Raw genomic sequence first — 12,435 nt, 5'->3', positions numbered from 1 at the left:
ATTATCAATCCTTAAATAAGTATTTTAATCTATCGTTTGTACAAATTTTAATATATACTTATCATCAACGTATTCCACAACCACATTGTATTTTTCATTTTCTGATAATTCATATCCGTTTGTGTTTAACTCAAAACTGTAATTTTCCGTACCATTGTATTCTTTGTCGCAAAAATTTCTTGCATTGACTATTTTCGCCGTAGTAATATCGCCCGATATGCTTTCAATGATTACGTCAGCATTATAACATTTCTTTTTTGTAAGAAGTGTTCTGTAATCTGCACCTGTACCGTTATAGATTTTACTTTCAACAAATTCACTTTTTTGTTCCGACAATATTGTTGATATTGGTTTAGAAATAAACTCCATTATTGGTGTGTTCATTGTTCTTTGGGCTAATAATGCCGCTGATGCGCGAGTAATAGCATCATCATAATTCAAATTTATATCATCTGTAATATTAAAATTTTCAGCATATTTGAAGTAACCATTCGGATATCCTCCAACTGCCTCTGAATAAAAGTCATATCCTATTGATGTAACCAACATTTTTACAAATTGTGCATACGTTACATTATCATTCGGTCGTGCCGTACCATCTTCAAATCCACTTATCACACTGTTACAGTACGCATAATTCCAATACTTCCAATCCCACGAATCCTTTGATATGTCACTAAACGGTAAATCTGAATTTTCTTTTCCTGTATATGATGTTTCATCGTTGAATCCCATCATATCATCAACTATTCTTATAGCTTCAGAGCGCGTAAGTACATTATAAGGTTTAAATGTTCCGTCCTCGTAACCGTTCATAATGTCCATAACCCTTAAAAATCTTGTTTCTTCTGTATCATAATCCGAATACGCCGATACATTAACTGCTACTCCCACTAAATTAGCACATATCACCAACAAACAAATTAATTTTTTCATATTTATTTCTCCCTTGCTATTATTTGTTATCATAATATATGTAAAATTATATTTTGTCAATATTTTTTTACTAAAATTCAAAAAACTGATAGTAATTAATTTTTAGATAAATATTTATTGGTATATTCCGTTTGTTCAAATATCAATACGTTATCTTTCTTTTTAATTTTTAACACAATCGGCAGAGGTATCTCATCATTTAAACCTTTTCCATTATTTTTTGAACTATCATAATATTGTAAAATCAAATCATCTTTTCCCAACATTTCGCCATATTCTTGGCTTTTTCAAAACTTAAATTATTAATTTCACAATACTTTTTTATATCATCTTCCCATTTATCAAATAATTCACTCATAAAAATACCTCAATATTTATGTTTATAATGATTTTCCCTGTTCTCCGGATATCTGTTCTAAATAATGTTTGTAACTCTCTTGTGCCTCCTTTGGGGCATCGGGCTTTATTACTCTCATTCCATTTGGTTTCCATTCCCACCAATCGGTATTTAACGACCAATAAAAATCTAATATTTTCATTATTTTTATCCTTCTCATCAATAAAATCCAATCAGCATTTGTATAAAAAGGTGTATATACAAAAATAAACCGCATAAAATGCGATTTATTTTATGGTGGACCATCTAGGACTCGAACCTAGGGCCGTCCGGTTATGAGCCGGATGCTCTAACCAACTGAGCTAATGGTCCATAATATTAAATAGATTAAACAGCCTTTACAAGAAAGGCTGTTTAAAATGTTGGTGACCCGTGCGGGAATCGAACCCGCGTTACCGCCGTGAAAGGGCGGTGTCTTAACCGCTTGACCAACGGGCCATGAGTTCCGGCAACTTTCTACTTTCCCAGGCAGTCACCCACCAAGTATCATCGACGTTAAGGAGCTTAACTTCTGTGTTCGGCATGGGAACAGGTGGTTCCTCCTTGCTATCGTCACCGGATCTTCTCTTTTGAGGTCATACCCTCAAAACTAAACAACATAACTTCACAATGCGTTTTCTCTAATTTCTTATCTTTCTCGTTCCTAACCTTTGATGTAGCGATACATCTGTATTTTAATCTGCTCTTGCTTTTTATGCTCAAGCTTACGCTTGTATGTACTTCGCATTGCCTTTCGGCAACCAGTCGCTCCTCGCAATTCTTTGAATTGCTTCTGCTCCTTTGCTTTCGTACATATTCGCATTTTTATCTGCTCCGCAGATTAAAATGCTTGGTCAAGCCCTCGGACTATTAGTACCGGTCAGCTGCATACATTACTGCACTTCCACCTCCGGCCTATCAACCATGTAGTCTTCATGGGTCCTTACTAGCCTACGCTATGGGAAATCTTATCTCGAAGGGGGCTTCACGCTTAGATGCCTTCAGCGTTTATCCCGTCCGTACTTAGCTACCCTGCTATGCCCTTGGCAGAACAACAGGTGCACCAGCGGTACGTCCAACCCGGTCCTCTCGTACTAAGGTCAGCTCTCCTCAAATTTCCTACGCCCGTGATAGATAGGGACCGAACTGTCTCGCGACGTTCTGAACCCAGCTCGCGTACCGCTTTAATGGGCGAACAGCCCAACCCTTGGAACCGACTACAGCTCCAGGATGCGATGAGCCGACATCGAGGTGCCAAACCTCCCCGTCGATGTGGACTCTTGGGGGAGATCAGCCTGTTATCCCCAGGGTAGCTTTTATCCGTTGAGCGACGGCAATTCCACTCTCATACCGCCGGATCACTAACTCCAACTTTCGTTACTGCTCGACTTGTCGGTCTCGCAGTTAGGCTGGTTTATGCGTTTGCACTCGTTGCACGATTTCCGTCCGTGCTGAACCAACCTTTGAACGCCTCCGTTACCTTTTAGGAGGCGACCGCCCCAGTCAAACTGTCCACCTGACAGTGTCCCCCACCCGGATTCACGGGTGCAGGTTAGAACCTTCATATTACAAGAGTGGTATCCCAACATCGACTCCCTAACACCTGGCGGCATTAGTTCTCTGTCTCCCACCTATCCTGTACATGTAATACAAAAATTCAATATCAAGTTACAGTAAAGCTCCATGGGGTCTTTCCGTCTTATCACGGGTAACTGGCATCTTTACCAGTACTTCAATTTCGCCGGGTATGTTGTTGAGACAGCTCTCAAGTCGTTACGCCATTCGTGCGGGTCAGAACTTACCTGACAAGGAATTTCGCTACCTTAGGACCGTTATAGTTACGGCCGCCGTTTACTGGGGCTTAAGTTCAGTGCTTCGATTGCTCTAACACTTCCCCTTAACCTTCCAGCACCGGGCAGGCGTCAGCCCATATACATCATCTTTCGATTTAGCATAGACCTGTGTTTTTGCTAAACAGTCGCTTGAGACTATTCTCTGCGGCCTACTCGCGTAGGCTCCCCTTATCCCGAAGTTACGGGGTCATTTTGCCGAGTTCCTTAACAACACTTCTCCCGCTGGTCTTAGGATTCTCTCCTCATCTACCTGTGTCGGTTTGCGGTACGGGCACCTTGTCAATCCATACAGCTTTTCTCGCCAGTGTACAATCACCTACTTCGCTACTAATTTTCGCTCCCTTACGCCCCACTCAACCAACGGTGGGGTTAGGCTATGTTCCTGTGTCCCTGTATTTAACGACTTCGGTGGCTACGGAATCTTTACCGTATGTGCATCGACTACGCCTCTCGGCCTCGCCTTAGCTCCCGGCTTACCTTGAGCGGACGAACCTTCCTCAAGAAACCTTAGATTTTCGACCATTATGATTCTCACATAATTCTCGCTACTCATTCCGGCATTCTCACTTGTGATATCTCCACTACTCCTTTCGGTGTAGCTTCGCAGACTTACACAACGCTCATCTACCAACAATATTACTATCATTCCTAAGCTTCGGTATGAATTTTAGCCCCGTTACATTTTCGGCGCACAATCACTCGACTAGTGAGCTATTACGCACTCTTTAAATGAGTGGCTGCTTCTAAGCCAACGTCCTAGTTGTCTACGCAACTGCACATCCTTTTCCACTTAAATTCATTTAGGGACCTTAGCTGTAGGTCTGGGCTCTTTCCCTTTTGACTACGAAACTTATCTCACGCAGTCTGACTCCCAGGAAACATTTATGCGGCATTCAGAGTTTGATAGGGTTCGGTAAGCCGTGAAGCCCCCTAGCCCATTCAGTGCTTTACCTCCGCTAAACTATCCTGAGGCTAGCCCTAAAGCTATTTCGATGAGAACCAGCTATATCCGAGTTCGATTGGAATTTCACCGCTAACCACAGCTCATCCCCGCCTTTTTCAACAGACGTGGGTTCGGTCCTCCATGGAATTTTACTTCCACTTCAACCTGTCCATGGTTAGGTCACCCGGTTTCGGGTCGTATACTGCAAACTGTACGCGCTATTCACACTCGGTCTCCCTTCGGCTTCAGTGCTTAACACCTTAACCTCGCTTGCAACATACACTCGCCGGACCGTTCTACAAAAAGTACGCTATCGCACATATATAGTGCTTTAGCAGCTTGTAAACATAGGGTTTCAGATTCTTTTTCACTCCCCTTCCGGGGTTCTTTTCAACTTTCCATCACTGTACTTTTCACTATCGGTCATCAGGTAGTATTTAGGCTTGGGGGGTGGTCCCCCCGGCTTCCCACCGGGTTCCTCGTGTCCGGTGGTACTCTGGATACTGCCATGTTAACATCCCTTTCGCTTACAGGACTATTACCTACTATGGTGTGTCTTCCCATACACTTCTGCTAAAGATGTTAAATCAATTATGCAGTCCGCAACCCCAAAGATATTGCTATCTCTGGTTTGGCCTCTTTCCCTTTCGCTCGCCGCTACTTAGGAAATCGATGTTTCTTTCTCTTCCTCCTCCTACTTAGATGTTTCAGTTCAGAGGGTTTCCTCCACATGGCTATGTATTTACCATGCAGTGATACGGTATTGCCGTACCGGGTTTCCCCATTCGGATATCTGCGGGTCTATGGATATTTGCTCCTAACCGCAGCTTTTCGCAGCTTGTCACGTCCTTCTTCGGCTCCTGATGCCAAGTCATTCTCCCTACGCTCTTTATAGCTTGACCAACTTGGTTTGGTTCTTGAATTACATAAGAATTAGAGATTTGTTTTTGAAATTGAAGTTTTTACCCATATACTCTCGTATATCGAAAAAACCTTTCCACATTAGTTTGATAACTAATTTAGTTATCGGGGTTTGACATTACTATGTCATTTCCTCGTTTCTCTCTATCATCGTTTGTTACATTGTTTAGTTTTCAAGGTACAATCTTTTATATTGATTTTAAATTCAAACAAGTTTGCGTGCAGTTCGCTTTTTCTTCGACGTCGTCGCGTACATCGGTACGCAAGACTGAGAAAAAATGCGAAATGTGCGTGAAATTGTTTGAATTGGTGGAGATGAGGAGAATCGAACTCCTGACCCCCTGCTTGCAAGGCAGGTGCTCTCCCAGCTGAGCTACACCCCCAAATTTTACTTTGGTTAATTTTGATGAAGTTCGGATTTTCTTCGACGTCGTCGCGTACTCATTGTACGCAAGACCGAGAAAAAATTCGAAATTCGCAAAATTGGTGGGCCTAAGTGGACTCGAACCACCGACCTCACGCTTATCAGGCGTGCGCTCTAACCGGCTGAGCTATAGGCCCATGCAGGGTTTCTATTGGGTTCAGTTTCCTTTTCCCACTTATATCAATATTTTGTGTTTTAAATGTTCATGCTTTCACATGTACATTCAAAGATAAACAGTACAAGTTCTGTCTCTGACGATATTTCTATCGTTCGACCTTAGGAATTTTGACTAAGCTATTCGCTCAATCGGTTCTCCTTAGAAAGGAGGTGATCCAGCCGCACCTTCCGATACGGCTACCTTGTTACGACTTCACCCCAATCATCAACCCCACCTTCGACTGCTGCCTCCTAATAGGTTAGCTCACAGGCTTCGGGTGTTATCGACTCTCATGGTGTGACGGGCGGTGTGTACAAGGCCCGGGAACGTATTCACCGCGGCATTCTGATCCGCGATTACTAGCAATTCCAACTTCATGCAGGCGAGTTGCAGCCTGCAATCTGAACTGAGACCGAGTTTTGTGATTCGCTCCACCTCACGGTTTCGCTGCACTTTGTTATCGGCCATTGTAGTACGTGTGTAGCCCTGGGCATAAGGGGCATGATGATTTGACGTCGTCCCCACCTTCCTCCGATTTGTCACCGGCAGTCTCGCCAGAGTGCCCAACTTAATGATGGCAACTGACAATAGGGGTTGCGCTCGTTGCGGGACTTAACCCAACATCTCACGACACGAGCTGACGACAACCATGCACCACCTGTCACCTGATTCCCGAAGGCACTCAAGTATCTCTACTCGATTCCAGGGATGTCAAGCCCAGGTAAGGTTCTTCGCGTTGCTTCGAATTAAACCACATACTCCACTGCTTGTGCGGGCCCCCGTCAATTCCTTTGAGTTTCAACCTTGCGGTCGTACTCCCCAGGTGGGATACTTATTGTGTTAACTGCGGCACAGAAGGGGTCGATACCTCCTACACCTAGTATCCATCGTTTACGGTGTGGACTACCAGGGTATCTAATCCTGTTTGCTCCCCACACTTTCGCGCCTCAGCGTCAGTTGTCGTCCAGAAAGCCGCCTTCGCCACTGGTGTTCCTCCTAATATCTACGCATTTCACCGCTACACTAGGAATTCCGCTTTCCTCTCCGATACTCAAGGCTGTCAGTTTCAATCGCAGCCCCGGGGTTAAGCCCCGGTATTTCACGACTGACTTGACAGTCCGCCTACGCGCCCTTTACACCCAGTAAATCCGGACAACGCTTGTCACCTACGTATTACCGCGGCTGCTGGCACGTAGTTAGCCGTGACTTTCTCACAAGGTACCGTCACTGTCTTCTTCCCTTGCGACAACAGTTTACAATCCGAAGACCTTCTTCCTGCACGCGGCGTTGCTGCGTCAGGGTTGCCCCCATTGCGCAATATTCCCCACTGCTGCCTCCCGTAGGAGTCTGGGCCGTGTCTCAGTCCCAATGCGGCCGATCAACCTCTCAGTTCGGCTACAGATCGTTGACTTGGTGAGCCGTTACCTCACCAACTATCTAATCTGACGCGAGTCCATCCATAAGCGATAAATCTTTCATAATCTAGTCATGCGACTTGACTACAATATGCGGTATTAGTCCACGTTTCCATGGATTATCCCCCTCTTATGGGCAGGTTACTCACGCGTTACTCGCCCGTCCGCCACTTTCCTCTTTAAACGTCACTCCGAAAAGATCTGTTCAAAGATTCTCGTTCGACTTGCATGTGTTAGGCACGCCGCCAGCGTTCGTCCTGAGCCAGGATCAAACTCTCGTTTAAATGGTTATATTAAAGCATCTCTGCTCTTATATACTCGATTGTTTGTTAGCTCTTAATTACTAACTGACTTCTCTTCGTAATTTTTATCCGAATTTCTGTCATAAAAAACTCAATAGTTTTACATTTGCAAAGCAAATGTTTGACATAAAACCTGCACTATTTATCTTTCAATGTACATGCTCTCTTGCGACAGCTTGTTTATTCTATCACATCGTTTTCAGTTTGTCAAGACTTTTTTAAAAGTTTTTTGAAAAAATTTTTAACCTCTTCTCAACCCCGAACACTTCTCTTCCTGTGTTCTTTAGCCCTCTCAACTGACGACTTGATTATTATACACTCTATTACCCCTTTTGTCAACACTTTTTTTCATTTTTTTTGAACTTTTTTTCATTATACTATATATTGTGGATTATTTCTTATTATATACACTATTTGCGTCGATTACAATAAAAAAGAACTGCAACAAATCGTTACAGTTCCTTTATCAGCCTATTTCAAACCACATTTAATTTTTTCTTTAGTTTTCAAACAAACCTCTATAAATTTATCAATACCCAAAGTTCCGCAAATAAATATTACAGGTGCGAAATTTGAAAAATATCTTCGGTTTGTTTCCCAGCAAAGCAAAAACAAATATACTCCAAATATAGTCAAATACAATGAAAACATCTTTTTACGTTTTTCATCATCAGAGCATACAAATCCCCATGCAGCAGTTAACATAAAAATTAATATTGCAATATGCATTGATGTTGCATATGTTGCATACTTTTTATAATTCTTCCCCTCGGGCAAAATCCAATCATGCAACTTTGTATCGGTTTGAGGATTACAATTATAAAAATCTTCAGCACCATATGTTCCGTTTCCGAAATCTGCTGTTGATTTTGTCATTGCCAAATCAAATATGCCACAAAAGCCCAGATTTTTTATTCTATCGAAAATCTCTTTATTTATCTTACTGTTTCTGTTTTCATCATAATCATATTTTCTTGTAAACTCATAATCCTCAGGATTATATACACCATCACCTTTAAGCCCCATCATGACCCAATGATTATACGGTGTATTTTCACCCTTAGCCGTTTGTCTGTCCAAATGAGACGAATACATATATAAATTAAATGTTACATTAAATATCATCATAATACTCACTACGCTGACAAGAATTTTTGCAAACTCCTTGAATTTTCTGTTTATGAGCAAATCAATGCCTACTGCTATAGCAATTATGATTACAGTGAATTTATTCAAACTTCCTATTGTAATTGTCAGTCCCATTAATATATATGTAATTATTTTTCTTTTTTCCGATTGTTCTTTAGAGTTCAGATATAAATAGAAAAATAATACCGGGAACATAACAGAAAGCATATCAGTATACACAGCACCACCCAAGAAATAGAATTGAACACTAAATCCAAACAGTACCAATGCAAAAACGGCATATTTCACATCAGCTATTTTCTTGCAAATCAGTGATACTATTACCGTTGTACAGCTTACCATAATACTGTTTATTACGACAGAAATCGCAAAATAGTCTTTAATCCCAAATATTGATGCAATTTTGAAAAACAAATGCAAAAATGCCATTGCCGCAAGATTGTTAGGAAATCTATAGAAATATTCATAATAATTTTCAAACGTTCCTGTTTCAACCCATTCAATAGCACCTTTATGTATCGCGCCCACATCCCACAACGGATCATACCTTAATGCAATTCCCAATACAATCTCTATTATAAACATACCTATACCAAATGAGATAAGTATCTTATTATAATTTTTCTCAATGAATTTCTCATTTTGGGAAAGGTTTTTATATATTATTGTCAAGCCGACTAAGCATAATGTTGTGACACAAATCAAGTGCAATGCTTTATAATATGTATTATGCAATATTATATTTATTGTAGTAAAAGTAAAACATATTGCAAACAACAAATAAAATAACCATATGATTTTTTTCTTCATATGTACTTCTCCTTAAAACATTAATTAACACCTGCAAACATACTGATAATACCTATACAAATAGGTACAACCATAGCTATTGCGGTAACAAGACAAATAATTCTGATTGTTTTTTTGCTAAACATTTCTTACACCTCTATTCCGTTTTATCAAGTAATCTGCTTATAATAGACGCAGCCTGCGCACGTGTTGCGGTTTGCTGCGGTCTGAATGTATCGTCGTCCATACCCGATATTAAGCCGTTTGTATACGCATATCTGACACCGTCCAATGCCCATTGCGATATTTGGCTTACATCATCAAACTGTAAATCGACAGGAGTAAGTATATTATAGGACTCCTCCTCATCACAACTGTATTGATACAGCATATAAACCATATATGCCATTTCTTCACGTTTTATCGGCTTGTCGCCGTCAAAAAAGCCACTGTAAATAACCTTGCCGTCAGTTATCTTTGCTGCATAGTTGCCAATCATATCTTCAGGTATCAAGCCTTTGTCGAGCGCACTTTGCACACAACCGCCGTACCAATCGGACGCGGTAACATCAAGACATTCGCCACTCCTGTACGGCACATCGGCAATACCGACTGTACCCAAAGCCATCTTCAAAAATTCTGCACGCGTTACAGTTCCGTCCGGATTAAACTCCGTGTCAGAAACACCGTGTATAATATCTTTGTCGGCAAGTTCATTTATAACATCTTCCGCCCAATGACCTTTGATGTCGTTAAATTCCGCCGCACTTGCCGATACCGCCGTCATTGACGACAATATCAATGTTACTGCGACTACTTTCTTCATATTCATTCCTATTTCTCCTATTTTAAATTATTCATTACAACCGCCGCCTGTGCACGCGTCAAATTCTCTTTCGGTGCAAAGCGACCGTCCTCCATACCGTCTATATAGTTCAGATCATAAGCTTCTACTACATAACTTATATATTTTTCGTCAATTTCATCACTGTCCTTAAACGAAAAAATAGGATAACGTCTTTCATTGTCCCAATCTCTCCAGTTTCTCATTTTATAATTTTTGCAACGAGTTGCAATTACAGCCATTTCTTCACGAGTAATCGGCTTATCACCGTAAAACTTACCCGTATAAACATTTACATTAGCTCTGACAGCCTTTTCTTTCTCTGTTGATTCTTTAAGCATTTTTGTAACATTTGTAAAATCACAGTTCTCAATCATTTCTTTAGGAATAATATCCTTATCCAACGCACCTTGCAAATAGTAGCAATACCAATCATCATTTGTTGCGTCAAGGCACTCGCCGTCACGATATGCGTGACCGACTATACCAAACGAATCCATTGCCATCTTCAAAAATTCCGCACGCGTTACAGTTCCGTCAGGGTTAAACTTGCCGTCACCGACTCCCGATACTTTGTCATTCTCTGCAAGTGTTTTTATAACATCTTCCGCCCAATGACCTTGTATATCCGTAAATGTTTCATCACCCCTTAAATACTTTGCCAGTTCAGGCACATTTTCAGGAATTGCGTCTGCAATAAGCTTTGCAACTCTCTTTGCGCCTTTGGCTTTCATATGGGTGGTGTCGTTCGTACCTGACGGATAAGCCTTGCTTTCAAGCGGTTCACATACAAAATAGCCCGACAAAACACGATTCTTACTCATACTGTTCCACGCATCTGTCACGATTTTATTTTCATCAATAAATTTGCAACCTGTTTCTTCGGCGATTTCACGCGTAGGGTCTGCGTAATCTTTTCTCGACTCCATAAAACAGTTGTTTTCTTCGTCCCACCAAGCAGCCGCATTTGCAGTCATAAGCACCGGTGTTCCGCCGCGTTTTTCAACTTCACCGATATATTTATCGGTAATCAACTTTTTGTAGTCCTCAACGCTTATGTATCTTTCCGGTTTATTTTCAGCACCGTCATTTATACCGAACTGAATAAACACATAGTCACCCGGGTGCATTTCCGTAAGTATTCTGTCAAGTCTGCCGTCATTGTCATAGCTCTTTGAACTTCTTCCGCCCATTGCACGGTTTTCAATAATTATATCGTCATTAAAATAATCGGCAAAAACTTGTCCCCAACCTGTTTGAGGGTATACCTTTGTATAGTTGTAAGTTTGTGCCGTTGAATCACCTGCAATATATATAGTAGGTTTTTCGGCTTTTTCTCGTGTCGGTAACTGTTCAATATCTATTTCCGTCACGTTAGGGTTGTCACCCTTAACCTGTACGGTGATTTTTCCGTCTTTCGGCACAACAGGCTGTTCATTTTCCTGTGTTTTGCCTGCCTCAAGTGTGTACGCTCTTACACGTTCACCGCCGTTTATATAAATATTCGCATTTGTTTCTGTTTTTCCGCCGGTTGTTACCGTTACAGTGTAGTCACCGTCTGGCACTTCCACTTCTTTCGTAACACCGTCCGTCTTGTCTGCTTTTACTTTCGTCATATCAAATTTTTCCGAATACAATCCGTCTGCTTTTGCAATAGGTATCATGCAAGCTGACATAACAGACATAGTAAGTATAGCTGATATAATTTTTCTTATTTTCATTAAAAATCACCCCTTAAAATTTATTATATTACATCTGTAAATAAATTGCAATATAAAAAACAGTCTATTTCTTTTTTCTTAAATCTCTAAAAAATTCAGTCAATATGCTTGCACATTTATCTTCCGTTATACCGCCTGTCACATTGACATTGTGATTGAACATACCGCTTTCAAATAAATTGATAACCGAACCGGCACAACCGGACTTTTTGTCATACGCACCGAAATACACCTTTTCAATACGCGAATTGATAATCGCCCCTGCACACATCGGACAAGGCTCAAGCGTCACATACATTTCACACCGCGGTAATCTCCAACCGCCGAGTTTTTTGCAAGCCTTGTTTATCGCTATTATTTCTGCGTGAAGTAATGCATTTTTCTTGGTTTCACGCTTGTTGTATCCTCTTGCGATAATCTCACCGTCACGCACTATAACCGCACCGATTGGAGTTTCACCGATTGACGCGGCTTTTTTTGCTTGCTTCAGTGCCTCTTTCATAAATTTTTCTTCCATATAATTCTCCATTCAATAGATATACCATATAGACAAAACCATAATGGTTTTGTCTACTTTATTTTTGGGAATTTGAGGTGCAACCTCA

The 12,435-nt window shown here is 41.1% G+C and carries 7 protein-coding genes, 4 tRNA genes and 3 rRNA genes; all 14 read right to left on the bottom strand.

The window, feature by feature from the left end; all coding sequences use genetic code 11:
* Positions 1–24 precede the first annotated feature (24 nt).
* The 14 genes from ACSAMO_RS09660 to tadA all read right to left on the bottom strand — a co-directional run bounded on the left by ACSAMO_RS09660 (position 25) and on the right by tadA (position 12,347).
* Positions 25–936: an S-layer homology domain-containing protein gene (locus ACSAMO_RS09660; protein ID WP_482490649.1), complete on the bottom strand. Its 912-nt coding sequence runs from the start codon at positions 934–936 to the stop codon at positions 25–27.
* Between the two features lie 380 nt (positions 937–1,316).
* Positions 1,317–1,475 carry a hypothetical protein gene (locus tag ACSAMO_RS09655; protein WP_177617876.1) on the bottom strand — a complete coding sequence of 53 codons (159 nt, stop codon included), beginning with the start codon at positions 1,473–1,475 and terminating at the stop codon, positions 1,317–1,319.
* 93 nt (positions 1,476–1,568) lie between these two features.
* Positions 1,569–1,645 (bottom strand) — tRNA-Ile (locus ACSAMO_RS09650).
* Positions 1,646–1,696: 51 nt separating this feature from the next.
* Positions 1,697–1,771, bottom strand: a tRNA-Glu gene (locus ACSAMO_RS09645).
* 5 nt (positions 1,772–1,776) lie between these two features.
* Positions 1,777–1,893: ribosomal RNA gene (rrf, locus tag ACSAMO_RS09640) — 5S ribosomal RNA — on the bottom strand.
* An 83-nt stretch (positions 1,894–1,976) separates the two neighbouring features.
* A complete protein-coding gene (locus tag ACSAMO_RS09635) occupies positions 1,977–2,135 on the bottom strand; it encodes a hypothetical protein (RefSeq protein WP_412275382.1) in 159 nt (52 codons plus the stop codon).
* A gap of 27 nt (positions 2,136–2,162) precedes the next feature.
* Positions 2,163–5,010, bottom strand: a 23S ribosomal RNA gene (locus ACSAMO_RS09630).
* Positions 5,011–5,336: 326 nt separating this feature from the next.
* Positions 5,337–5,412, bottom strand: a tRNA-Ala gene (locus ACSAMO_RS09625).
* Positions 5,413–5,513: 101 nt separating this feature from the next.
* Positions 5,514–5,590: transfer RNA gene (locus ACSAMO_RS09620), tRNA-Ile, on the bottom strand.
* Positions 5,591–5,773: 183 nt separating this feature from the next.
* A 16S ribosomal RNA gene (locus ACSAMO_RS09615) occupies positions 5,774–7,309 on the bottom strand.
* The 16S, 23S and 5S rRNA genes sit together here with 4 tRNA genes alongside, the layout of an rRNA operon.
* Positions 7,310–7,798: 489 nt before the next feature.
* The gene (locus ACSAMO_RS09610) at positions 7,799–9,286 is read right to left on the bottom strand and encodes a glycosyltransferase-like membrane protein (RefSeq protein ID WP_147515224.1); all 1,488 of its coding nucleotides are present in this window, start codon (positions 9,284–9,286) and stop codon (positions 7,799–7,801) included.
* A 136-nt stretch (positions 9,287–9,422) separates the two neighbouring features.
* Complete coding sequence (locus ACSAMO_RS09605) at positions 9,423–10,097, bottom strand: S-layer homology domain-containing protein (protein ID WP_147515223.1); 675 nt, start codon at positions 10,095–10,097, stop codon at positions 9,423–9,425.
* A gap of 11 nt (positions 10,098–10,108) precedes the next feature.
* The gene (locus tag ACSAMO_RS09600; RefSeq protein WP_482489798.1) at positions 10,109–11,830 is read right to left on the bottom strand and encodes an S-layer homology domain-containing protein; all 1,722 of its coding nucleotides are present in this window, start codon (positions 11,828–11,830) and stop codon (positions 10,109–10,111) included.
* Positions 11,831–11,894: 64 nt separating this feature from the next.
* Positions 11,895–12,347, bottom strand: coding sequence for a tRNA adenosine(34) deaminase TadA (gene tadA / locus ACSAMO_RS09595; RefSeq protein ID WP_412956358.1), 453 nt, complete (start codon positions 12,345–12,347; stop codon positions 11,895–11,897).
* Positions 12,348–12,435 lie beyond the last annotated feature (88 nt).

The sequence above is a fragment of the Ructibacterium sp. SJQ-7 genome (assembly GCF_054696575.1).
Note: the sequence above shows the minus strand (reverse complement) of the source record. Positions and strands in the feature narration are given on the sequence as shown.